The organism is Aminiphilus circumscriptus DSM 16581 (genome assembly GCF_000526375.1).
GTDB classification, from domain to species: Bacteria; Synergistota; Synergistia; order Synergistales; family Aminiphilaceae; genus Aminiphilus; species Aminiphilus circumscriptus.
Map to the genome: position 1 here is coordinate 115,927 of NZ_JAFY01000002.1, position 24,808 is coordinate 140,734.

The window sequence follows — 24,808 nt, forward strand, 5'->3', positions numbered from 1 at the left end:
AGGAAATCGCGCCTTTTCACACCGTGTCCTTTTCCCGGGCGGGAAGCATGCTTTCCGCAACAAACCGCACCGGCGTCTTCTTCAGAACCGCTCCGGCGGTTTCATGGCGACCATGATACCCCACGGAGCATGGGAATGCATCAGCCCCCCGTCACCTCCGCCCGGGAGAAGAAACGCCGGAGAAACGGCTCCGATTCGGCGAGCAGCACCCCCGAGAGAATCACCACACCACCGAGGACGACCTGGGCGTTGAGCACCTCCTGCCCCAGCAGAATGGCGATGACGTAGCCGAAGGGACTCTCCAGGGAGAGCAGGATCGCCGCGTGGGTCTCCGGACTGTACCGCTGCGCCATGTTCTGCACCAGAAAAGGGATGGCGGTGACGCAGAGCGCTACGTAGACCACGCCGCCCCAAATCTTCGGAGACAGCCCACCGAAGTGCGGCATCGGCTCGAAGAGCGCCGCCGCGAGCACCAGAAAGACCGCCGTCGCCGCCATTTGCACCCCCGTGAGCCCAACGGGATCCATGCGGCGACTCAGGTTTCCGACGATGAGCACGTGGAGGGCGATGCCCAGGGCAAGGAGCAGGGAGAGACCATCCCCCATCCCCCAGGCCATGGAGGGAGTAAAGGCCATGATGAGCAGTCCCGTCGTGGTGAGCAGCGCCGCCACCGTGGCCACCGCCCCGGGCCATCGCCGGTAGAAGAGCGCGTAGAGAAAGGGAACCATGGCCACGTTCGATCCGGCGATGAAGGACTGCTTTCCCGCAGTGGTAAGCTGCAGTCCGAAAATGTGGGCGAAGAAGACAAATCCCAGAAAGACGCCGAGCCCTCCGGCAAGAACCATCTGCTTTCGGTCCAGGGCGGCCATGCGCCGCCACAGCACGCAGGCGAGAAACAGGGCGCTCAGAGTGAAGCGCACCGCCAGAAGCCACATGGGGGAGATGGTCTTGAGGAGCCAGGAACTCACTCCGAAGCCGGATCCCCAGAACACGGCGATGACGAGCATGGCCATGTCCGCCAGGAGGATCGTCCGCACATCCCCGCTCCGCCGCTTGCGTTCCGCTTCCATGAAAGACCTTCCTTTCCCCCGTTCCCGTGCGGCACCCACAATGAAGCTCCGTGTGCGACACACGCGAGCCCGCTTCGCGACCTCGCGCCCCCTCGGGAAGGGACGTTCCGTTTCGTCCTACCGCTTACCGCAGTGCGCTCGCTTCCGGAGAGCGCCCCTGAAGAAACACCGTGAAACAGCACCCCGAAAAAGGCGACGCACTGGAACGCTAGGCGGATTTCCCACCGATTCCCAAAATGTCCGTACCGAGAAAGGGCGACGCCGCCAACTCGGACCGGGACATGTAGAGCGGATGGGCCAGACAGAGTTCCAGCACCTGTTCCCGCAGGCGCGCCTGTTCGTCCTCCCCCGGCTCCTCCGGAGCGAGCATGCGGGCCATGATGTCCCCCACGATCTCCACATCCGCCACGGAAAATCCGCGGCTCGCCACACCGGCCGTGCCGACGCGGATGCCGCTCGTCTCCGTGGGCTTTCGGGGATCGAAGGGAATCAGGTTCATGTTCACCGTAATGCCCACCTTTTCCAGCCGCATCTCCGCCTCCCGGCCCGTGAGAGAGGTGTTCCGGAGATCCACGAGGAAAAGATGATTGTCCGTGCCGCCCGACACGAGGGCGAAGCCCCGTTCCTGAAGGCGTTGCGCCAACGCCGCCGCACAGGCCGTCACCCTGCGGGCGTACTCGCGGAAGGCCTCGGTGGCGGCGAGTTTGAACGTGAGGGCCTTGCCCGCCATGATCTGGGGAATGGGGCCGCCCTGAATGCCCGGAAAGATGGCCTTGTCCACCGCGGCGGCGAACTCCTTCCGGCAGAGGATCACACCGCCCCGAGCGCCCCGGAGCGTCTTGGTTGTGGTGAAGGTCACGAAATCCGCGTGCGGCACGGGACTCGGATGGACCCCCGCCGCGACGAGTCCGGCGATGTGAGCCATGTCCACCAGGAAGTAGGCTCCCACCTCCCGGGCAACCGCGGCGAGGCGCGGAAAATCGAGCGTCCGCGGATAGGCGCTGGCGCCGGCGATGAGCAGACGGGGGCGCACTCTGCGGGCGATGTCCGCCACCTCATCGTAGTCGAGACACCCCGTCTCCCGGTTCACGCCGTATCCCTCGGTGACGAAGAACTTGCCGGAGATGTTCGCCTTGCTTCCGTGGGACAGGTGTCCTCCATGACGGAGATCCATGCCGAGGATGGTATCCCCGGGATTGAGGACGGCCAGAAACACCGCGAGGTTCGCGTTCACCCCCGAATGGGGCTGCACGTTGGCGTGCTCCGCGCCGAAGAGGGCCTTGGCCCGCTCGATGGCGAGGCTCTCCACCACGTCCACGAAACGGCAGCCTCCGTGGTAGCGTTTTCCCGGATAGCCTTCGGCGTATTTGTTCGTCAGGACCGACCCCTGGGCTTCGAGGATCACCTCGGGGACGAAATTCTCCGAGGCGATGAGCTCAATGGTGAGATTCTGTCTGGCCTTCTCTCCCTCGATGGCCGCGGCCAGCTCGGGATCCATGTAGTGCAGCAACTGCATCGTTCTCCACCTGCCCTCTTTCAGGAAATCTGCGTCTGGATTTCTCTCGACCGGCGCGCATGTCATCTTACCATTTCCCGTATCTTCGATATACTTTGAGAACACACCGGCCGGAAAAAATCGTGTTTTTCCGAGGGCTCCCGGGAATGCCGCGTCCGAAAGGAAAGACTGCTTCCCTTGCGAAGCCACCCGACACAACCGGAGACGCGCCGCGAAGGACTCCCGGAACGATCGTTTCGCGAACGGAGCGCACACACCTGGGGCAAACGGAGCAAGGCACCCCCGGCGGCAAACTCCCGGGAAGCCGCCGCGCCCCGTTGGGTCTGACACGGCCGACCTACAAAAATCACCGAAGAGAGGGCGAAAAACAACCATGAAGAGGACCGCGAGAGGACAGGACCTTGTCGTGAACGGCCCCCGGCTCCTGCAAAGCCTGGAGCGGCTGGGGCGCATCGGATGGAACGGCGAAGAGGCGGGCATTACGCGCCTGGCCTTCTCCGACGAGGACAGACAGGCCAGACGGTTCTTTCTGGACGAACTCGCCGCGTCGGGATACGCCTGCCGCATCGACGCCGCGGGGAACATCTTCGGCGTCCGCCCGGGCGGGGCGGGCGAGGACGCTCCGGTCACGATGGGCTCTCACCTGGACACGGTGCGTCAGGCGGGCGCCTACGACGGCGCCTACGGCGTGCTGGCCGGACTGGAGGTGCTCCGCACCCTCGACGATCTGGGCATCGCCACGAGACATCCCCTGGCGGTGGCGAACTTCGTCAACGAAGAGGGCGCCCGTTTTCAGCCGGACATGATGGGAAGCATGATTCTTTCGGGGGCACTCTCTCTGGAAGAGGCCCGGACAAAGCGAGACGACGCGGGCATCTCCGTGGGAGAGGAGCTGGACCGCGGCAACTACGCCGGGGCGGATCGGGTTTTTCCTGGAAAGTACCTGGAACTCCACGTGGAACAGGGCCCCATCCTCGAAGCGGAGGCTCTCCAAATCGGCGTGGTGGAGGGCGTGCAGGGCATCGCCTGGTGGCAGGGGTTCTTTCTGGGACAGGCCGCCCATGCGGGGTGCACGCCCCTTGCGCTCCGCAAGGACGCCCTGCTCGGGGCGGCGGATCTCGCCCTGGCGGTCCGGGCTCTCGCGGAAGAACTCGGGGACGGCTCGGTGGCCACCATGGGGCGCTGCGCTCCCGAGCCGGACGTGATCAACGTCGTGCCCGGGGGCGCCCGCTTCACGCTTGATTTCCGCAGCTACGACCCCGAGCGGTTCGAACGAGGCAAGATCCTCGTGGAGGAACTGGTGCGGAGCGTGGCCTTCCGGAACGGACTCGAATACCGCCTCGAACAGGTGGCGAACGCCCTTCCCGTGCGCTTCGATCCGACCCTCGTCGCCCTGGTGGAGCAGAGCGCCCGGGAACGGAGGTACACCTACCGCCGCATGCGGAGCGGCGCCGGACACGACGCCCAGCTTCTGGCTCCGGTCTGCCCCGCGGCGATGCTCTTCATTCCCTCCGTCGGCGGCGTGAGCCACACCCCGAAGGAGTACTCCACCCCGGAGGATCTCGTCCGGGGAGCGAACGTGCTCCTCTCCTGCGCCCTCGCCCTGGCGGAGCCGCTCTAGTCTTCCCGGAACAACTCGGAGTGCGAAACCCGCGGCGGGAATTGTCCACACCGCCGCGGGAGAAACCGTCGGAGCATCATCATTCGTGCGCGCACGCGGTCCGCTTTCGCTCCATCGGACAGGGGCGCCGCCGGACGCTATCCCCGCCGCCAGACCGGCTCGCCGTCGATGACGGTGGTCACGACCCTGCTCCGCGCATCCAGCGGATCTCCGTCCCAGAGGGCCAGGTCCGCGTCCTTTCCCGGATCGAGCGAGCCGAGACGCTCCGCGAGATCGAGGTGTTCCGCCGCGGAGAGTGTCACCGCCCGGAGCGCCTCCTCCCGGGGAAGCCCCGCCCGGACGGCGAGGGCGGCGCAGACCGAGAGGTGCTCGATGGGCACCACGGGATGGTCCGTGATGATGCAGAAGTGTACCCCCGCACGATGGAGCGCGAACGGCGTGTCCCAGGTCTTGAACCGCAGCTCGATCTTGGGTTTCCCCGTGAGGGTGGGGCCCACCGCCGCCCTGGCCCGCTGCTCCGCCAGGAAAGGCGCGATGAGGTGTCCCTCCGTGCAATGCTCCAGGGTGATCCGGAGATCGAACTCCTTGGCGATGCGCAGGGCCGTGACGATGTCGTCCGCCCGATGGGCGTGCACGCAGAGGGGCAGCTCCCCGTCGAGCACGGGGAGAAGCGCCTCTCGGGCGAGATTCCGCTCGTCCGACTCGCCCTTGGCAGCGGCCTTCTCCAGTTTGAGCCGATAGTTCAGCGCCTCGACGAAGCTATTCCGCAGAAGCGCCGCGTTGCCCATGCGCGTGTTGGGGAGCTTTCCCTTGCTCTTGTAAATCCGGATGGGGTTCTCCCCCAGGGCGGCCTTCATGGACGAGGGAGCCCGGACCACCATGCGATCCGTCACATCCCGCCGCGTCTTGATCACCGCCCCCTGCCCGCCGAGCACGTTGCCGCTGCCGGGAAGGACCTGCACGCAGGTGACTCCCCCCGCGAGGGCGTCGTCGAACCCCGTGTCACCGGGGTAGATGGCGTCCAGAATGCGCAGGTGCGGCAGCACGGGGTCCGTCATGTCGTTGGCGTCCTCCATGTCCTCGGGAAAACCCTCGCAGTAGACCCCAAGGTGCGTGTGCGCGTCGATCAGCCCCGGCGTGATCCAGATGTCCGAGCCGCCCTCCGCCGGAACGTCCGGAAAACGCGCCGCCGCCTCTTCGGCGGGCAGAATCTCCCGCACCTTTCCATTCTCCACGAGCACCGCCGCGCTGTGCACGGACACGCCCCGCCCCGTCTCCACCGTACCGCCCAGAAACAACCGTCTCCGCACCACCAAGATCCTCTCCTTCGTCGTCCATCGTTTCCGCGCCCGTTCTCTTCTTTCATTTCCCTTCGTCTCGTCTTTCCAGAGGGGAAACGCCAAAAAATCCAGCTTCTCGCGACGCTTTCCGGAGCACACCATTTTCACTGTATCTTCGCCGGAAGAAATAATTGCTGATTAATATAACACAACTACATCAGAAAGCAACGCCCTCCGCATTCCTTATCAAGCGCTTTGAATGAAGCTGAACGCATGACAAAAGCTCGCTTCTTCTTCGGAAAGAGCAGAACAGAGAGGCGATATTCGAAAGTGGTAGGGAATCTCTGAATAAGGCTGCGTCAGCCCCGCAGGGCGCCTCGCAGAGCCTGATGCAACCCGAGTCAAGGGAAAGCGAAAGGCCTTTATTCAGAGCTTCCGTAGTTTTCAGTGAGAAATGCCCCTGAAGAGGGGCGCCCCCCATCCTCCGGAATTCCCGTGCACATCCCGTTCATCGTCGGCAATGCCATCTTCATTCACGCCACACTGCATTGAATCGGGAGATGCATCCACCGCGACAAATTCCCCGAAAAAACGCGGCATCGCGAATCCTCACGGAACATGCGCGACTTTACAGTTGCGCGATATTTTCTCCTGGGTTATTGTAAAGACAGCTCTTTTCCGCGAAGGAGGTCCGATCATGAGTTACCCCCTCCCCATACGGAACCGGAATAGTTCGCATGGTCACTTCCATCGGAGACTTCTTTTTCCAGTTTTCCTCCTCTCCCTTCTTCTGGCTCTCTTTTCCGGCGGCGTACTCCGCGCCACGGCGGAAGACTTGTACGCGCCGCAGGGGGCATCTCCCACCGCGCTTCCGGCGCAGGCAACCACCCCCTCGCCGCCGGTCTCCGGAGACCTCTTGCAGCAGCGCATCGAGGATCTGGAACGGCGCGTCGTCGCCGCGGAGAACGCCGTTTCCTCGGCGACCGCGGATGCTCTGGGCGTCTCCCTGGACGAACTCCGCCAGCGCGTGGCCATCCTCAGGGAAAACGCCGCCTATCTCCGCCGGACGAAAACCGCCCTGGAGGACCGGGCGGTCCTCCAGAAGGAACTGGCCTCCCTCAGGGAAAAACTCGCCGCAGGAACGCTTGACGTTCCTCGACAGCCACCCTTCCCCCTTTCCTTCTACGACGGCTACCTGGACCAGCTGGACGCGCTCGCCCAACGGCGGGATTCCGTCACCATGTCCATCAACATGTCCAGAACATCGCTGGATGCGCTGAACTCCCGCCTCAACGACATCGCCCGACAACGTCGAGCGCTGGCGGACCAGAGAGAGCGAGGAACATCGGACCCGGCGACACAGAAACGTTTCGAGTGGAACGCCGAACGCCTTCAGCTTCTGGAGGAGTTGACACAAGCCAATCGGGAACTGATCATACAGACCCTCGAAAACCAGAAACTGGAACAGGAAATCGTTTCTCTCACGCGGGAGATCCTCACCCGAACGGCGAACTGGATCCGCGAGAACGTGCATTTCGACCAGGAGGATCTGGACAAGCAGATTCAGGCTCTGCAAACCCGCATGGAAAACCTCCGCACGCGCATCACCTCGCTGATGGAACAGCGGAATCGGGTCGAACGGGCAGCGATGCGCGCCCAGACCCAAGCCACGGAGGCCGTGATCGACCAGGACAAAGCCGTCACCGCGGCGATGATGAAGGCCCTCGAAGCCTTTCGGGAGTACTACCAGCGCACGCTGGAATACACGGAGACCCAACTGAGCATTCTCTCGGACTTCGAGGCGATCTGGCGCATCCGCTACCAATACCTCGCCGAACGGGAGACGGACAACAAAGAGTCGAAGCCGGAGAACGTGCAGAAGAACATCGAAATGCTCCGCGACGAAATCTCCACTCTCGAGAATGCCATCCGATTCTTCCAGGGGTACCAGGTAACGCTCCAGAGCCGCGTCACGACGCTCCAGCGCGAGGAGGACAGCGAATCGCTTCCCTTCTATTCTCTCGTGGCCCCTCAACTCCGGAGCGAATTGCGGGCTCTTCGGGACCTGATCGAGGCCAACGGAAGCCACCTCGCCCTTCTGCTTCAGGCCGCCCAACGCTACCAACGTCTTTACGACGAGCTGGAAAAGATCCGCCGGGGGATGAACCTCACCGAACGGGTGAACATTCTCTGGCAGGACCGGGTGATGAGCATCTGGAATATGGAACTCTGGGTCATCGACAACAGCGCCGTGACGGTGCGGAAAGTGATCCTCGCCTTTGCCATCTTCTTTCTCGGCCTCTGGGGAGCCAAGGCGGGAACGCGCTGGTTGAACAAAAAGCTCCGCCGCCGCTTCGAAATCGAGCGGGACGCCGCCGCGGCGATCCAGCGCATTATCTATTACGTGCTGGTGATCATCGTTTTTCTCTTCACCCTCAAGATGGTGAACATCCCCCTCACGGCCTTCACGATCATCTTCAGCGCCTTTTCAGTAGGTCTCGGTCTCGGCCTGAAGGACCTCTTCGCCAACATGGTGACGGGGTTTTTCCTGCTGCTGCACAAACCCTTCCGCACCCAGGACGTCATCGAGGTGAACGGCATCACCGCCACGGTGCAGGAAATCGGCGCTCGCTACACGATTCTCCGTACCTTTGACAACAAGGAAGTCATGATGCCCAACAACGTGTTCTTCACGAACCAGGTCACCAACTGGACCCTCTCGGACAAGATCACCCGGAACAAGCTCACCGTCGGCGTGGGGTACGATTCGCCCGCGGAGAAAGTGGAGGAGCTGCTCCTCGACGTCGTGAAGAACCATCTGAAGATCCAGAAAAAACCCGCGCCCTTCGTCGTTTTTCAGGATTTCGGCGACAGCGCGCTTCTTTTCGACCTCTACTTCTGGGTGGACATGAACATCGGCGTGGGGATGCGCGTCGCCAGCGACCTGCGCTTCCGCATTCTGGAGCGCTGCAGGGCGGAGGGCATCTCCATCGCCTTCCCTCAGCGGGACCTGCACCTGCACACACCCCGCCCCCTGGAACTCCGCTTCGAGAATCCGGAGCAAGCCCCCCGGCCTGGCCGGGACGGCGAAACACCGCCTTCCGCGGACAAAGCCCCTCCGCCGTCACAGGAGGTCTGAACAGAAAGAGGATCGGCCCGGGAGGGAAGGTTTCATTCCCCGGGCCGATCCTCTTTCTCCGGGCATGTTTCCCGACGCGCACCGGGCGATCCTCCGGCACAATTCGACGCACGTCCGCTATCCCTCCTCGGAGAGCGCCTCCTCAAGGGCGTCCTTCTCGTGTTCAAGAAGGCGCCGCTTGTCCTGAACCGCCTCGATGCACTGGAGCATAATCTCTCCCGAATGGGCGAGGAGGAACACCGCCAGGGCGAGATCCACATCGCCGGAAAAACGCTCCGCCAGCTCCTTCAGTGCCGCATCGTCCCCCCGAAAGCTCGGCGTGCACGTGTAGCGGTCCTGGTCGTCTCCAACGATGGAGAAGGAAACACCCTCGTAGGCGAAGGCGACGTCCCGCTCTCCCATCGCCACCACCCGGGCCATGGCGTTGAGGAACTTGGCGGCGTCCTTTCTGACCTGGGCGTTCGCGGCGTCGAGTTCATCCCCCCGCTGCTTCAGATCGAGGCAGGCATTCCGCAGGGCCAGCACATACTGAGAATAGGCATAGGCCATGACACATCCCTCCTTCCACTCCTAGTCCTAGCGCCCGCCGCTCCGTCTTCGGGGACGGAGACGCCTCTTCGGGGAGCGACTGGGGGAATAGAATGCCCCCTTGGGTATCTCGCCGCTCTTTCCTTTCTTTTTCTTGCCCTTGGAAGAGGTTTTCCCCTTCTTCGCGTCCCTGTGCGCTTCCTCCGGAGAGGAAGCGGTCTCGCCGCCGGACGAGGACGCCGCCTCCTGCGTCGCGTCGGATCCCGCGCCATCGGGGCGGCCGGGAGCGCTCCGCCCTTTCCGTTTTCCCGACGCGCTCCGGGTTTTCTCCCGGAGAAGTTCCGGGCGGGACAGGGGTGTTTCGGAGCGGCTCTCGGAGATCTCCTGGAGACATTCCTCGAAGGTGAACACCGTCTCGTCGATACGCTCCACCTCCGCCTCCAGCTCTCCCATACGGGCGAAGGAGTATCCCTCGGGGAGAGCGTTGGCGAAGCGTTTGATCTTCAGCAGCGCCTGGAGGCGGTTCCGCTCGTACCGCTCCACGATCGTCGCGGCGGCGAGGGAGGAGGGACGCTCCTCCTCGCAGAAGAGCCAGGCCATCTGGAGGTTCTCGCCCACCTCCATCTCCTCGAACCAGATGTCCCCCAGAACAGCCCGGAAGCGGCGCCGGAGGTGGTGCGGCACGAGGCGCTTCACCCAGCGGTCCACGGAGCGGAGGGCCGCGCGGATCTCGGTGTAGACGTCCCGGTAGTCCCGCTCGGGGAGGGAACCGAAGGCCACCGTCTCCGCCTCGCTGGAAGGAGTGGTCTCCTCCCGGAGCAGGCGTCCGAAGGCGGGCGCAAGGTCGATCCGGGCCGGCTCGGGAGTGCGGAAGAGCAGATCCCGGTAGAGGTCGTCGATGAGAAAGTTCCGGTTCTCCCAGGGGCTGTCCGCAATCCAGGTGACATAGCCCGTGTCGAAGTGTCCCTTCCGGCCCGCCCGCCCCGCCATCTGCAGGAACTCGTTCCGGGACAGGGGACGGTCGTCGTGGTACCAGGCGAGCTGGGCGAAGAGCACCGTCTCCGCCGGAAGGTTCACTCCCAGCGCAAGGGCGTTCGTTCCCACCACCACGTCGAGAATGCGCTCCCGGAAGGCGGTCTCCACGAGGAGTTTCTCCTTGGGAAGCAGACTGCCGTGGTAGAGGCCGACTCCCTTGTAGAGCGGCGGCGGCAGTTCCGCCACGCCGAAGATGCGGGCCATCTCCTCGAGCCGGTCCAGCATCTCCCGGGGCAAAGAGCGCCGTACTCCGGCAATCTGCTCCGCCAGCTCCTTCACTCCCTCCCGGGAGAAGACGAAGACCAGCGCATCCCGCACTTCTCCGGGACGGACGATGGGCTTCTCCCGGAAAACCAGTTCCGTGGCCCGCTCTTCGTTCTCCACGAGGACGAAGGGACGCCCGGTGACGCGGGCCAGATAGCTCCGAACATGTTCGGGATTGCCGAAGGTGGCGGACATGACGAGGATGGGGACCTCCGGCGAGGTGGCCCGAATGCCGTCCACATAGGTGCGCGCCCGGCGGCTGTCGGTGAAGATGTAGTGGAACTCGTCCACCACCAGGCGGATGCCGGGCTTGCCCGCGTACTTGAGGGTGTAGATCTCCTGGGTGCAGCAGAGCACCCGAGCACCGGCGTTCTTCTTGAAATCCCCCGTCTCCAGCCCCACCTCGAAACCAAGGCCCCGGAGGTCGAGATAGCGTTCGTTGGAAAGCGCCTTGATGGGGGCGGTGAAGATCACCCGCTCTTCCGGGCGACGGGGCTGTCCTGCACTGTCCAGAAGCCCCGCCCAGAGATAGGCCACCAGCGTCTTGCCCGATCCCGTGGGCGCCGCCAGCACAGCGCTCTGTCCCTCGATCCGGGACCAGGCGTCGAGCTGCCAGGGATAGAAGGAGATCATGACGCTTTCACTCCGGAATATCCGCTTCGTCCCTGCGGAGCGACACGGCGGGAAGCGCGTTTTTTCCGGAGAGCCCGCTGTCCTGCGATAGGTCTCATGCTTGTCCCTCCCGGAGCGTCGTCTCCTCCGGGAAGTCGCCTCCACATGGTTCGGAGGAACTCCCGGAATTCTTCCATTCCATTCTTTGATTATGGCACAGCGCTCAGGGAACCGCAAAATTTCCCGAACCGCCCCCATCCGGGTCGCGGAAGGGCATGTCGTGGAGCGCACCACGGTATGGCAGAAACGGAAAGGCATGCCCCCTCCACCACGACACGGGACCATCCTGGGAGAGTCCTTTTGGTTGCGGGAAAAGCGTCGGATGACGCAGGAACGAAGATGTGACGCAGAAGATGTGACGTATAGACGTATATAGGAAGACAAGCTTGTCTGACGAAAGATGTCGACGTCTTGTCCGGTTCGTATGCGTTTGCCGCCGGGGTGGGTCGGTTCTTCATCTCGCCGACGGGTCGGTTTTTGATGGTGCTTGACTGCGACGACTCGCAAATCCAGGGGCGATATCTTTTGGAAGCTCTGAATAAAGACCTTTCGCTTTCCCTTGACTCGGGTCGCATCAGGCTCTGCGAGGCGCTCTGCGGGGCTGACGCAGCCTTATTCAGAGATTCCTTTTCAGAAACATGCCCCTTTTCCGGAGGAAGCATGATATGATGAGAATGGCATTAGTCTTCCGAGCCCTGTCGCCTCGGGAAAAATCTCCGCCTCCAAGAGGCGGATGTGCCCACTAAACGCTGGAGGAACATGGGACTTCGACGACGCCTCGCTCTCGCTCTCGGCAGCATGTGCATCCTGATCTTCGCCGGACTAGGCCTCCTCTTCGGCGGCCTTTCCCGGGAGCGTCCCCGTGCCGTTCCGGAAGCACCCCACGAAGGCGTCACCCGACGACCCGTCCTTCCCGATCTTTTCGAGGAAATCGGGAAGGTGCTGCGTTCTCCCGAGAGAGGCATCCTTCCGAAAATCCCCCTTTCCCCATCCATCCCATCGCCGCTCTCCACCCAAGCACCTCCTCCGGAGACGCCCCCGGTTCGCCCCTTCTTCCCGGCCTTCCTCGCCGCCGGACTCGTGACCGCCCTCCTCGCCTATCTTCTCGTGCACCGCCTCGTCCTTGCCCGTCTCCTCCGCCTTACGGAGGAGCTGCGGTGCATCAGCGAAACGGGCGAGCAGGGACGGCGCGTCACCGTGAAGGGAAAGGACCAGCTCGCCATGTTGGCGAACTCCGTGAACGATCTCATGGACGCCCTGGAAACGTCCATGATCCGGGAGCGGGAACATGCAACACGCCTGCAGGCACTGACCAACAACATCCCCGGCGCGGTGTACCGCAGCCGCAACGACGCCGCATGGACAAAGCTCTATCTGAGCGGACACTTTCAGGACATCACCGGCTACGCTCCCGAGGAATTCCTCGGTGTGAACGGGCGGGGCTTCGCGGAGATCATTCACCCCGACGATCTGGAGAAGGTGCGCGCCGGCGTGGCCGAGAGCAGCCGAAAGGGACTTCCCTTCACGCTGGAGTACCGCATCGTCCGCCCCGACGGCAGCGTGCGTTGGATCTCCGACCGGGGGCGGGTCGTACAGGACGAACTGACGGAAAAAACCTGGCTGGACGGGGTGCTTCTGGAGGAAACGGAGCGACGGCGCGTCCTGGAGGCCCTCGGCGAGTCCGAGGCCAGACACAGGGCCATCTTCGAGAACGCGGGAAGCGCCATGATCCTCACCGACGAGGACGGGCAGATCGTCATGGCCAACGAGGAGTTCTGCCGTCTCACGGGCTACTCCAGGGAAGAGGTGGAACATCGCCTCTTCTGGACAGCCTTCGTTCCCCCCGAAGAGCTGCCCCAAGTCCTGGAGATGACCTCCCGGCGGCAGAACGCACCGGAAACCGTTCCCCGGCGCTATGAGACGCGCCTGACGGACAGGACGGGAAGACACCTGGACGTGATCGTCTGCGCCGATCTCATTCCCGGTTCTCGGCAACAGGTGGCCTCTTTCCTGGACATCACGGAGATCCGAACCGTCCAGAGCGCCCTCGAGGCAAGCGAACGCCGCTTCCGTGAATTCGCCGAATCTCTTCCCCAGGTGGTCTTCGAGATAGACCTGGAGGGAACTGTCCTCTTCGTCAACAAGAACGCCGGAGTCACCCTCGGCTATTCGCCGGAGGAACTCCGGAGCGGGTTCAACGCCCTTTCCATCATCGCCCCCGAGGACAGAGAACGTGCCCGGAACCGCATGGAGGAACGCCTCCGTGGCGACGACAACCCCGCCCACGGAGAATACACCGGACTCCGCCGGGACGGCTCGCGCTTTCCCCTGGCGGTCTATCTCCGCCCGATCCTCGTCGAAGGCCGCCCCCAGGGCTTCCGAGGACTTCTCGTGGACATGACCCACCAGAAGGAGCTGGAGGAACGGCTCCGCTTCTACAGCCTCCACGATCCGCTCACGGGACTCTACAACCGTACCTTCTTCGACGAGGAACTGCGTCGCCTCAGCGCCGGACGGGACGATCCCGTGGGAATCGTGATCTGCGACCTGGACGGGCTCAAATTCCTCAACGACACCATGGGACATGCCGTGGGCGACCGCATTCTCACCGAGACCGCGCACATTCTCCGAAGGGCTTTCCGCAAAAACGACGTGCTGGCCCGCATCGGCGGAGACGAATTCGCCGCCCTGCTCCCCCGCTGCGACGGCAACGCGCTGGCCCGCATCGTGGAGACAATCTTCCGGGAGGTGGAGCGCCACAACGAATCCACTCCGGCCCTTCCTCTGTCCATTTCCGTGGGACACGCCTCGGGAAATGCCGGAGAGGTCCGCATCGAGGCGCTCTTCGCCGCCGCGGACGACAACATGTACCGGGCCAAGAACGACCGCCGGGAGGCATCCCGCCATTTCCTTCTGGAACGCCTGCGGAGAGCGCTCGACCTCCGGGAATTCAGCGACGGGGAGCATTTGCGGCGTCTCGAACGCCACCTCCTCTCCCTGGCGGAGCCCCTCGGCATCCCCAGGGAGGCCCGGCAGCTTCTGCATTCGCTCGCGCACTGGCACGACATCGGCATGGTCACCGTGGACGAGTCCATCGTGCTCCGCCCGGGCCCCCTCACGCCGGAAGAGTGGAAGGAAATCCGCCGCCACCCCGAAACAGGGGCGCGCATCGTCGCCTCCTTCCAGGATCTGGCGGCCCTTGCGCCGTGGATCCTGGCCCACCACGAGCGGTGGGACGGGGCGGGATATCCCCTTGGTCTCAAGGGCGAGGAGATCCCCCTGGAGAGCCGCATGCTCGCCCTTGTCCACGCCTACGACGCCATGACATCCCCCCGGCCCTGGCGCCCGGCCCGAAGTCCCGAGGAAGCCCGGGCCGAACTCCGACGGTGCGCGGGAACCCAGTTCGATCCCAACATGGTGGAACTGTTCCTCGCCCTGCCCGAGGATTCCGAGGGCGAGCGTCACATCTCCGCCGACGTCTCTCGGGTGAACGCTTCCTCCTGAGCGAAGGTGAGGCTGCGGCACCGGCACAGCGCTTTCGGCCGGCTTTGACTCCTGAAGCAAGCTCCCTGGAACCCCGTTACGGGTATTCTTTCAACGAAAAGGCTCCTTGTGCCCGTCGAGGAGAAACGCCCGTCGCGAAACACGTTGCTTCGAGCACGAGCACAGAGCGGAGGGAAAGAGGGAAATAAAAATACCGAGCTTCTCCGAAGGATTCGGAAGAGCCCGGTAAAGAGGCGAAAACAGGGACGGCGCGGGCGAAAAATGCTCCGGAGAGATCACTCCCGGGCGACGGCGAGTTTGTCGAGGAGATCTCTTTCCATGAAGGGTTTGGTGAGAAAGCCCCGAGGCGCCAGTGCCTTGGCCCGGGCGAGCGTTTCCTGATCCGTGTGGGCCGTGAGAAAAATGACGGACACTTCTCCGTTGCCCTGCATGAGCCGAGCCGCCTCGATCCCTCCCAGATCCCCCTTGAGGGAGATGTCCATGAGCACCAGGTCGGGTTGCAGTTCCTTGGCTCGACGCACCGCGTCCTCCCCGGAGAAGACGATGTCCACGACGCGATATCCCGCCCGCTCCAAACAGGCCTGGAGATCCAGGGCAGTGAGCACCTCATCCTCAACGACGAGCACCCTTGGCGGAGACGCTTCACGCCGTTCTTCCCGCAAGTCCATCGAAAAGTCCTCCTCTTTGGAAATCTCTGAATAAGGCTGCGTCAGCCCCGAAGGGCGCCTCGCAGAGCCTGATGCGACCCGAGTCAAGGGAAAGCGAAAGGTCTTTATTCAGGGCTTCCTTTGTTTTTTCGCGCCGTGTCACCGAACATGCCTCCGGGTCAACAATTTCCGACGCGTTCCATTCTACGCGAGGGGCAGGGAAATGACCAGACGAGGCGTTTTTGGGTATAATCGAAACAGCGTATTTCGGACCCGTCTCCTCGCTGAGGGAAACGCCGTTCCGGAAAGCCGTGCACGCCACGAAGGAGGAAGGCACTCCATGAGACAGGGACTCCTCTGGTTCGAATGGCTCAAAAGAAAGGAACCACTCCACCTCACTCTGTGGGCGCTTCTCCTGTGTGTTTTCCTTACGGCATCGTTTTGTGCCGACGCCCGGCCCACCGCTGCCGACGATCTCCGCTTCTTTCGGGCAAGCCAGGTCGTCTCGGAATATCCCCGAATTCGAATTTTCCTCACACTCCCCCGGGAAAGCGCAACGTCCGGGAAAATTTCCCCGGAAACACTCCAGGCGCGCCTGGGCGACGCGGTTCTTCCGGTCCGTTCGGTGCGCCCCTTCTCCAGAGAGGAAGACGGCGTCGCCTACATCTTTCTCGTGGACGTCTCCAAGTCCCTTCGGGAAGCCCAACTGGCGGACATGCGCATCGCTCTTTCCGCCTGGGTGGACGCCATGGGCCCGAAGGATCGGGCCATGATAATCACCTTCGGCGAACGCGTCCACCTTCTCCGGGACTTCGACGGAAACTCCGAGGCCCTTCGGGCGGCGGTGAGGACGCTCCGCCCCACGGACATGCTCACCGAACTCCACGGCGGCCTCGCCCGGGCGCTGGACATGGGCAAACGCCTCGACCCGGGACTTCCGTCCCGAAAGGTCATCGTAGTCCTCTCCGACGGCAAGAACGAGATGCTTGGGGGCATCACCCGGGCGGAGGTGTTGCGCCGCATGGAGGAAGGCGCTCCTCCCATCTTCGCCCTCGGCTATTTCGCCCCTCCTCTGGACGAGGAGAAACGGGAGCACCTGCGTCTTCTGGGAGAGCTGGCGACATCCTCCGGTGGGGCCTATTTCCAGCCCGACGGAACACCCGTCGAGACCATCTTCACCGCCATGCGGAGCGCCATCGACGACACCCTCGTGGTGGATCTCGACGCGGGAGCCATCTCCCCCGACGGATCACTGAAGCGTCTCTTTCTCTCCCTGAAAACCGAGGATGCCACCCTCACCTACACGGCCCCGCTGCGCCTCCTTCCTTCGGAAGTGCGCCCCGCCTCCGCCTCCGGAGACTCCTCGGCGGAACAGACCCTCTCTGCAAACAGCGCCTCCGGTCTCACTCCGCCCTCAGAAACGCCGGAAAGCGCGAAAGAAACGACGCACACGCCCGAGACATCCCCGGCAGGAACCGCTCCGGCGGAGAAGGCCCAGGAAACTGCCGCGACTCCCGAGGACACCCTCCGGGGCGGAGCCCCTTCGGACACTGCCGTCGGCGTCGGCGCCGCCGCTCCGGAAGCACAACGTTCTCCGGAAACCGGAGCGGCTCCGACGGCCCACGCTCCCGGAGCGACGAAGGAAGAGGCGCCCCCCGCGTCGGAAAAGACCCGAACGCCAAGTCCCTCCTCCACAAAGACGGGCGGTGCCGCGCCGGAACCGACGCCCGGGACGGCTGCCACCGGATCCGGAACCTCCGGGGAAACATCCGAGGCAAAACCCGCCTCGCCGAGGCTGACGCCTCTGCTCGCCATTCTTCTCGGCGGCATCGCGCTCATCGCGATCACGACGCTCCTCCTGCTCCCCCGGGAACAGCGGAGGAAGGGAACGGAGACCGGGTCAGGAACCTCGCGCAAGGAACACCGAAGCATGCGGCTCCGTATGGAGATCTCCCGGTCCGGCAAGGTTCTCGGCGCCTACGCCGCGGACATCACCGAGCGGATCGTGCTGGGCCGGGGTTCCGAGTGCGACGTGCGCCTCTCCGGAGACGAGACGGTGTCGCATCGTCACTGCGAACTCAGCCTTGCAGGAGGAATCCTCGCCGTGCGGGACCTCGGCTCCACAAACGGAACACTTCTCGACGGCACACCCGTTCCGGGTGACCGCGCCATCCCCGTCACCGACGGCGCGCGCCTTCTGCTGGGAAACACGACGGTGACGCTCTTTCCCGGAGCAACCTCCGGAGACCCCTCCGGAGAGCGCCGCAACACCTCGGAGCGTGCGCTCCCATGACGATCCGCCCGGACATGCGCGGCCCAAACATGTGCCCCCCCGCCCCGGAAGTGGAAACGGCTCCGGTGATTCTTCCGGGCAACGCCCAGGACCAGGGCAAACGCCGGGAACAGCAGGACGCCTTCACCATCTCGGACCCGGAACACACGGTCTTTCTGGCCCACGCGGGTCTTCTCGCAGTGGTCGCCGACGGAATGGGGGGCATGAAGTGCGGCGGCGACGCAAGTCTCCTCGCCGCGGACACCATGCTCGAAGCCTATGCGGTGAAACGCCCGGAGGAACCCGTGGAGGAGGCCCTCCTCCGTTCCCTGCGCAGGGCAAACCGCGCCGTTCTGGAGATGGCCTGCCGGAACGGCGTGGCGGGCGACTCCGGAACGACCCTCGTCGCCGCGGCAGTCCTCGGCAACCGCCTCTGGTGGATCTCCGCAGGCGACAGCCGGCTCTACCTGGCCCGCAAGGGAGAACTGCTCCGGCTCACCGAGGATCACGTCTACGCGACGGAACTGGACCGCTCGGTCCTCCTCGGCCGCATCTCCCCCGAGGAGGCGCTCTTTCACCCCGAGCGCGAGGCACTGACGAGCTTTCTCGGCCTGGAACCCCTTCCCAAAGTGGACCGCAACCGGAACCCTCTTCGCCTTGAAGCGGGAGACCGGCTCCTCCTCTGCAGCGACGGGCTCTACAAATTTCTTCCTCCGGAAGAGACGGCGGCGATTCTTTGCGACGGGGAGCGGCGCCATCCCCAGGCGCAGGCGGAGCGCCTCGTGGAGGCGACGCTGCGCAAGGACGCTCCCGGCCAGGACAACATCACCGTGGTGGTTCTCGGCGTGGAACGTCCCGAAGCGCCCAGGACATCCGGAAACGGAGGGCTCTCCTCCCTATGGGCCGAACTGGAGCGCGGCTTCGCTTCTCTGACGGAACGGGCACGGGGCGTCCTCGCCCTCGAACCGGGAGAAAAGCCGTGACGTTTTCCGCTTTCCCCGAAGAGGATTGGCTGCGCCGTTTTACCCTCTCCAAAGGCAGACGTCCGGGGCATAATGAGGATGCTTCGGGGGAGTTGTATTCCTCCCGAGGGCTTCTCGCGGCACTCGCGGACGGCCTGGGAGGCCACGCGGGGGGAGAGATCGCCTCCCGCCTTGCCGTGGAGACCGCCCTCGCCGCCTGGCGGCGCCGCGAGGAGGCTCCGGACGCGGCAGATCGGGATGACGCGGAATGCCCCGGTTCGCCCGGCCACGGCTCCCTGTGGATAGGGCATACGCTGGAGCGGTGCCTTCAGGAAGCTCACGAGGCACTGCTGCACCGAACCCGGCAGGAGGGACTTCCGCCGCTTCTGACCACCCTGGCCCTCCTCTGGATCGGCGCAAACGGTGTCATGGGCTGGTGCTCCCTGGGCGACACCCGGGTGCACCTCTTCCGCGGAGGAGCCCTCGAAATCCGCACCCGCGACCACTCTCTGGTGCAGGCCCTTGTGGAGAGCGGACGTGTGCCTCTCCGGAACGCACGGCGGCATCCCGAGCGAAACGTGCTCACCGCCGCGCTGGGAGATCCGAATGTGGAAAACCTCTCCCCGGAGATCTTCTGCGGAGAGGTGAAGCGCGGAGACGCCTTCCTTCTCTGCACGGACGGCTTCTGGGAGTGGCTTGCCGAGGTGGAGATGCTGGCGGACCTCCTCGCCACGGAGGATCCCGCCGCGTGGATTTTCCGGATGGAACTGCGCCTCTACGGACATTTGCTCCGGGAAACGGAGCGGAACGGACAGAAGGGAAAACTGCTCGACGACTATTCCGCCGTGGCGGTGCTGGTCGGTGCCGACACCGCCGCGAACGACACGGACGACAGGAGGGAAGACCCGTGGGATTGATCCGTTGCGAAAAGGGACACTACTACGACGAACAGAAGCACAGCTCCTGCCCCTATTGCGGCGTCAAGGAACTGGAGGAGGAAATCTCCCGTTTCACCCCCCTCGAGACCAACGGTGACGCACCCGAGGACGACGAGGGAAAAACCGTGCGCCTCTCCAGACCTTCCGGAGGCCCCGAGGGGTTTGCGCTGGGCGGCGGCAGAGAAGGCGAGACCGTGGCGTACCTGCGCTCCCGAACCGGAATGGACCCCGTCACGGGGTGGCTCGTCTGCGTGGAGGGACCGGAGAAGGGGCGGGACTACCGCATCCGGAGCGAACGAAACACCATCGGCCGGAGCGACCAGATGGACATCTGCATCCGCGGGGACGAGACCATCTCCCGGACAAACCACGCCTTCATCGTCTTCGATCCCCGGAAGAACATCTTCCGCGTCCAGGCCGGAGAGGGGCGGGGACTGACCTACCGGAACGGCGAGGAAGTCATCCTCTCGGAAAAACTCGAGCCCTACGACGTGATCGAGGTGGGGCGGACGCGGCTTCTCTTCGTGCCGCTCTGCGGGGAGCGCTTCTCATGGGAATGACATCGAGACGCCCCCAGAAGTCCGCCTCCGAAAGAACCGATGCTTCCGGAACGTTCCGCCGGGGAACGCCGCCCCCCATCGCCGGAAGAACCCTGCCGCTCCCGCTCCTCCTTCTGCTCTTCGTACCGGGCGTGCTGCTTGCTCTTTTGACCTGGAGTCCCGGTGCTTCCGCACAGGACGCACCGACGGAGCCGACCCGGTTCCGCCTCGTGGGAAGCCGCATCGCCCCGCCCACGACGCCGCAGGAAGTCCTGCGGGTGCTCGCCTACGTGGAACTCCTCGACGAAAACGAGCGCCCCGTCAAGGGCGTCTCCCCGGACAGCGCGGCCTGCACCCTCGGCGCGACGGTGCTCGACAATCCCCGCTTCACCCCGCTCGCCGCCGAGGAGGGAACGGCGGTGGTCTTTCTCGTGGACGTCTCCAAGTCCCTCAAGCAGAACGAGTTCTCCCGCATCCGGGACGCGCTCGCCGCCTGGGCGGACTCCCTCGGCGAGGCCGACCGGGGAGCGGTGATGCTCTTCGGCGAACGGGTTCGCCTGGTGCAGGACTTCACCGCCGACAAAGCGGCCCTTGCCGCCGCCATCAAGGAACTGGCCCTCACGGACAACCGCACGGAACTTCACGCGGGCATCGCCGAGGGGCTTCGCCTCGCCGCCCGCGGCGATGAGGCGCTTCCGCCGCGGCGCGTGGTCGTGGTCGTCTCCGACGGCATCGAGGACGCGCCGGGCGGCACGTCCCGGGACGAGGTGCTCGCCTCTCTGCGGGAACATCCCATCCCCGTCTACGCCGTGGGCTTCGCCCTGCCACCCCTCACGAACGCGAAGAGGGACGGGCTCGCCGTTCTGGGAGAGTTCGCCCGCACCTCCGGCGGAGCCCTCACCACCGTGGAGAAGCCCGATGCGTTTCAGGGCGCCTTCGAGACGCTCCGGGAGCGGATCAACAGCGTCTATCTCCTCGCCGCCGACGCGGGGGCGATCGTCCCCGACGGAAAGACGCACCGCCTGCAGGTGACGCTCCGAGTGGGGAGCCGCACCTTCACGGACGGCACGGACCTTCGGGTCCTTCCCCTTCCGGGCCTCCTCGCCGCCGGAGCGTCCCCTGACCTGGAGGCCGCCGCGGTCACCGCGCCGGAAAGCACCACCGCCGTAACGGGAGCACCGAAGACAACCTCCCCTTCACCCCAGGCCGCGGAAACGCCCACACCCTCGCCGGGCCGGAACCTTCCCCTTCTCGCCCTTGGGGCCGGCGTGGCCCTGCTGGTGCTGATGGCGCTCTTCCGAAACGGCAAACGCACCCCGCGGGAGAAAGAAACACCCCCCGCGCCGGAAGAACCCGCGGCGGAAAGGACGGGCGCCGCACCGCGCATCGTCGCCGGAGAGGGATTCTTCCTGCGCCTCACCGTCCTCAAGGGAGCCGACGTATCGCGCCACTACGACGCGGTGGTGACGGACCGCCTTTCCCTGGGGCGCTCCTCCAAGGGAAACGGCATGGTCCTCAAAGGAGACATGGGCATCTCGGGAACGCACTGCGAGTTCTTTCTGGAAAAAGGGCGCCTTTTCGTCCGTGACCTGGGCTCCACCAACGGCACCTACGTGAACGGCGTGGCCATCGTGGGCCCCTGCCCACTTTCGGACCAGGACAGACTGCTTCTGGGCAGCACGGAGCTTCGGGTGCACCTTCCCGCATCCGCGTCCAGAGAAGACCGGAAGAGCTGACCCCTTTTCCTTTCGTCGGGTTCCACCTCCGCGAGGTTCGCACCTTCGCGGAGCACTGTCTGAGGAGGCGATTCCGTGAACGGAGGCAGACATCGAGAGGGCGCACCGGCGGTGACCCGCACCTCCGCCGCCCGGGGGCACCGGGACGAACCGGTCTCTCGCCAGATCAGCGTGCGCCCCGCCCGGGAACGCGCCGAGGAGCTGTGCCCCTTCTGCCTCCAGGAGCGCACCTCCGCATCCGGCCCCTGCCCCGCCTGCGGCGAGGGCGGCGAAATCCGACGCACCAGCCCGCTGCACCTGCCCCCGGGGACGATCCTCCTCGACAAATATCTCGTGGGAAAGGTCCTCGGACACGGCGGTTTCAGCATCACCTACCTCGCCCTCGACCTCTCCCTGGACGTGCGCTGCTGCCTCAAGGAGTATTTCCCCGCCAACCTCGTGACCCGCAACGCCGGACAGACCCTCTCGGTGGAGGTCTTCCGGGAGGAACGCGGCTCCGGAGGCGACCCGAGGGAGATCTACAACGAGGGGCTGCGCCGCTTTCTCGACGAGGCTCAGATCCTCGCACGCTTCGAGAACCACCCGGGTATCGTCTCCGTGCGGGATTTCTTCGAGGCCAACGGAACGGCCTACATGGTGACGAGCTTCTTCGAGGGAATCACCTTCAAACAGTACCTGGAGCAGCGGGGCGGCTCCATCTCCTTCGACGCGACCCTCAAGATTCTCATGCCCGTGCTGGACTCCCTCCGGGAGGTGCACCGCGCCGGATTGCTCCATCGGGACGTGAGCCCCGAGAACATCTACATCACCGCCTCGGGGCAGGTGAAACTTCTCGATTTCGGCGCCGCCCGCTCCCTCGCCGGGGAGGGGCACAGCCTCTCCGTGGTGGTGAAGCCCGGCTACGCGCCGGAGGAACAGTACCGCACCCGGGGACATCAGGGACCCTGGACGGACGTGTACGGCGCGGCGGCGACCTTCTACCGCGCTCTCACGGGAAAAGTTCCCCAGGAGGCGCTGGAACGCCTCTCCGGGGACGACCTGCGCGCCCCCTCGGCACTCGGGGCGGAACTCCCCGAAAAGGCGGAACTCGCCCTCATAAAGGCCCTGGCCGTGAGAGCGGAGGACCGTTTCCAGAACATCGAGGCATTCCAAAAGGCCCTCCTCGCCGCTCAGGGCGCACCAACGAAACGACAGGCGCTCCGACTGCGCAAACGTCGTCTCGCCATCGGCGCTGGAGCGGCGCTCTTTCTGCTCCTTTTGGGCTTCGGAGGCTGGTACCACTGGGCGAATCAGCCGGAACAGCTCTTCCGCCGGGGCGAGCGTCTCACCGCCTCCGGAAAGTACGCCCAGGCACTGGCGCTTCTCCAAAAAGCCCAGGACCGGGAGGGAGGGGCTCCCTGGGGAACGCTCCATCTCCTCATGGGACACTGCCTCCTCGAACTGCAGCGCCCTGCCGAGGCGGAGGAAGCCCTGTCCCGGGCAGTGCTTCGAGACCCCCTCTCCCGCCAGGCCTGGCAGCTCCTCGGTGATGCCCGCGTAGCTCTGGACCGCCTTGCCGAGGCGCGCAGCGCCTATGCCCGCGCCGCCTCGCTCCCTCCCCAGGACGGCCCCTCCTGGCTTCGGGTGGGCGATCTCGCCCGACGCCTGCACCAGGACGACGAGGCCGCCGGAGCCTACGAGCGCGCTGTCGCCGTTGATCCCAACCTCGTCGAGGGCTGGATCGCCCTGGGAGATCTCGCGGCCTCCCGCAATCGCCCCGCCGAGGCGGAGCGCGCCTTTGGCCGTGCAACGACCCTCGCGCCGGAGCGACACGACCTCTGGAAAGCCCTCGGAGAGGCGCGCCGCAGCCTGAACGACCTTTCCGGCGCCGCCGACGCCTTCGCCGAAGCAGCGGCACGGGCCGGAAGCGACCCCGCCGAAGCCCTGTTTCTCGGCACAGCCCTGCTGGAATTGGACCGCCCCCGGGAGGCAACAGAGATTCTCAACGCGGGCCTCGCAAAGACGCCGCACGACCCGGCCCTGCTCGTTTCCGCCGCGGAAGCGTCCCGGCGCCTCGGCGACATCGCCGCGGCGGAAACGCACCTGCGAAACGCCGTGGCCGCCGACGGCGCCTCCGCCGACGCGTGGAAAGCCCTGGGACTCCTCCTTCTCGATGCGAACAGGCCCGACCAGGCCCTCTCCGCTCTGGAGCGGGCCGCCTCGCTCCGCCCCGACGACGTGTCTTTGCGCAAACATCTCGGCATCGCCCTCGCTCGGACGGGACGCTCCTCCGAGGCGGAGGAGACGCTCCTCCGCGCCGCCGCCGCCGCTCCCGACGACGGAGAGATTCTCCTCGCCCTCGGCGATGTCCGCCTCGGGGCAGACTCCCCGCGGGACGCCCTCGCCGCCTATCTCGACGCGGCCCGAAAGGACGAACGCCTCGCGGCGAAAGCCCTCGTCGGCCAGGGCAAAGCCCTTCTCGCTCTGGGACGCACCAACGAGGCCGCGGGAGCCTTCTTCGCCGCCACGGACCGCGACGCGACCTCCGTTCCCGCCTGGCTCGGCCTTGCGGAAGCCTCCCTCCGGCGCGAGCAGTACCGCCTCGCCGTGGATGCCCTCCGCCGCGCCCTCATCCTGGACCCGAACAACGAAACGGCCTGGCGCAGACTCGGCCAGGCCTACTTCAGCTGGGGACAGTACGACGGCGCCATCGAAGTCTACAACCGCATCCTCTCCAACGTCTCCGGCGACGAGGCCGCCGAGCTGGAGCACTTCAACCTCGCCAAGGCCTACATCCAGATCGGCGACATCTCCTCCGCCTCGCGCATCCTCGACCTGCTGGAGGAACGCTCCTCCACCTACTCGGGCGAACTCCGCCGCCTCCTCGAAGGACGCCGCCCGTCGCAGTAGAAGCTCAGAAGGGCCACCACCACTTGGAGCATCTCAATCGGAGAGATCTTACCCACCTTTGCTGGACACTCTGATAAGCAAGCACAACGCCCACCAAAGATGAGCCATGAAAGACAAGACAGCTCAGGAAAAAAGGACACGAACCAGATACCCCGGGGATCCTGACGCAGCAGAGCACGACTCCGCACAGAAAAAG

Annotated in this window: 15 protein-coding genes; 9 read left to right on the forward strand and 6 right to left on the reverse strand. The window is 64.9% G+C overall.

The window, feature by feature from the left end; all coding sequences use genetic code 11:
• Positions 1–140: 140 nt before the first annotated feature.
• A complete protein-coding gene (locus K349_RS0101120) occupies positions 141–1,070 on the reverse strand; it encodes a DMT family transporter (protein ID WP_026368067.1) in 930 nt (309 codons plus the stop codon).
• 208 nt (positions 1,071–1,278) lie between these two features.
• Positions 1,279–2,586 (reverse strand): serine hydroxymethyltransferase, encoded by a 1,308-nt coding sequence (locus tag K349_RS0101125; protein WP_026368068.1) that lies wholly within the window; start codon positions 2,584–2,586, stop codon positions 1,279–1,281.
• Between the two features lie 373 nt (positions 2,587–2,959).
• On the opposite strand from K349_RS0101125, the gene K349_RS0101130 reads away from it, so the two are divergent.
• Positions 2,960–4,207 (forward strand): Zn-dependent hydrolase, encoded by a 1,248-nt coding sequence (locus tag K349_RS0101130; protein WP_026368069.1) that lies wholly within the window; start codon positions 2,960–2,962, stop codon positions 4,205–4,207.
• Positions 4,208–4,344: 137 nt separating this feature from the next.
• Here the strand turns inward: K349_RS0101130 and K349_RS0101135 are convergent, their stop codons facing one another.
• Positions 4,345–5,520 (reverse strand): amidohydrolase, encoded by a 1,176-nt coding sequence (locus tag K349_RS0101135; RefSeq protein WP_245587984.1) that lies wholly within the window; start codon positions 5,518–5,520, stop codon positions 4,345–4,347.
• A 664-nt stretch (positions 5,521–6,184) separates the two neighbouring features.
• Between K349_RS0101135 and K349_RS0101145 the strand changes: the two genes are divergently transcribed.
• On the forward strand, positions 6,185–8,626 hold the full coding sequence (locus K349_RS0101145; RefSeq protein ID WP_026368071.1) for a mechanosensitive ion channel domain-containing protein: 2,442 nt from the start codon (positions 6,185–6,187) through the stop codon (positions 8,624–8,626).
• A 117-nt stretch (positions 8,627–8,743) separates the two neighbouring features.
• On the opposite strand, the gene K349_RS0101150 is transcribed toward K349_RS0101145, so the two are convergent.
• Positions 8,744–9,175 carry a hypothetical protein gene (locus K349_RS0101150; RefSeq protein ID WP_026368072.1) on the reverse strand — a complete coding sequence of 144 codons (432 nt, stop codon included), beginning with the start codon at positions 9,173–9,175 and terminating at the stop codon, positions 8,744–8,746.
• A gap of 27 nt (positions 9,176–9,202) precedes the next feature.
• Positions 9,203–11,086: a DEAD/DEAH box helicase gene (locus K349_RS0101155; RefSeq protein WP_084460106.1), complete on the reverse strand. Its 1,884-nt coding sequence runs from the start codon at positions 11,084–11,086 to the stop codon at positions 9,203–9,205.
• Positions 11,087–11,884: 798 nt separating this feature from the next.
• Here K349_RS0101155 and K349_RS0101165 point away from each other — a divergent pair.
• Positions 11,885–14,629: a PAS domain S-box protein gene (locus tag K349_RS0101165; RefSeq protein ID WP_026368075.1), complete on the forward strand. Its 2,745-nt coding sequence runs from the start codon at positions 11,885–11,887 to the stop codon at positions 14,627–14,629.
• Between the two features lie 275 nt (positions 14,630–14,904).
• Here K349_RS0101165 and K349_RS0101175 read toward each other — a convergent pair whose 3' ends face one another.
• A complete protein-coding gene (locus K349_RS0101175; RefSeq protein ID WP_026368077.1) occupies positions 14,905–15,297 on the reverse strand; it encodes a response regulator in 393 nt (130 codons plus the stop codon).
• A gap of 319 nt (positions 15,298–15,616) precedes the next feature.
• On the opposite strand from K349_RS0101175, the gene K349_RS0101185 reads away from it, so the two are divergent.
• The 6 genes from K349_RS0101185 to K349_RS17620 all read left to right on the forward strand — a co-directional run bounded on the left by K349_RS0101185 (position 15,617) and on the right by K349_RS17620 (position 24,612).
• Positions 15,617–17,569, forward strand: coding sequence for an FHA domain-containing protein (locus tag K349_RS0101185; RefSeq protein ID WP_026368079.1), 1,953 nt, complete (start codon positions 15,617–15,619; stop codon positions 17,567–17,569).
• Entirely contained in the window at positions 17,566–18,531 is a 966-nt protein-coding gene (locus K349_RS15965; protein WP_026368080.1) for a PP2C family protein-serine/threonine phosphatase, read from the forward strand. The genes K349_RS0101185 and K349_RS15965 overlap by 4 nt, the downstream gene beginning before the upstream one ends.
• Complete coding sequence (locus tag K349_RS15970) at positions 18,528–19,427, forward strand: PP2C family protein-serine/threonine phosphatase (RefSeq protein ID WP_026368081.1); 900 nt, start codon at positions 18,528–18,530, stop codon at positions 19,425–19,427. Before K349_RS15965 ends, K349_RS15970 begins: the two co-directional genes overlap by 4 nt.
• Positions 19,418–20,008 carry an FHA domain-containing protein gene (locus K349_RS15975; RefSeq protein ID WP_034264152.1) on the forward strand — a complete coding sequence of 197 codons (591 nt, stop codon included), beginning with the start codon at positions 19,418–19,420 and terminating at the stop codon, positions 20,006–20,008. The genes K349_RS15970 and K349_RS15975 overlap by 10 nt, the downstream gene beginning before the upstream one ends.
• Positions 19,999–21,723, forward strand: a complete 1,725-nt coding sequence (locus K349_RS0101205) for a VWA domain-containing protein (RefSeq protein WP_034264155.1) — start codon at positions 19,999–20,001, stop codon at positions 21,721–21,723. The genes K349_RS15975 and K349_RS0101205 overlap by 10 nt, the downstream gene beginning before the upstream one ends.
• A gap of 75 nt (positions 21,724–21,798) precedes the next feature.
• The gene (locus tag K349_RS17620) at positions 21,799–24,612 is read left to right on the forward strand and encodes a serine/threonine-protein kinase (protein ID WP_026368083.1); all 2,814 of its coding nucleotides are present in this window, start codon (positions 21,799–21,801) and stop codon (positions 24,610–24,612) included.
• Positions 24,613–24,808: the final 196 nt, after the last annotated feature.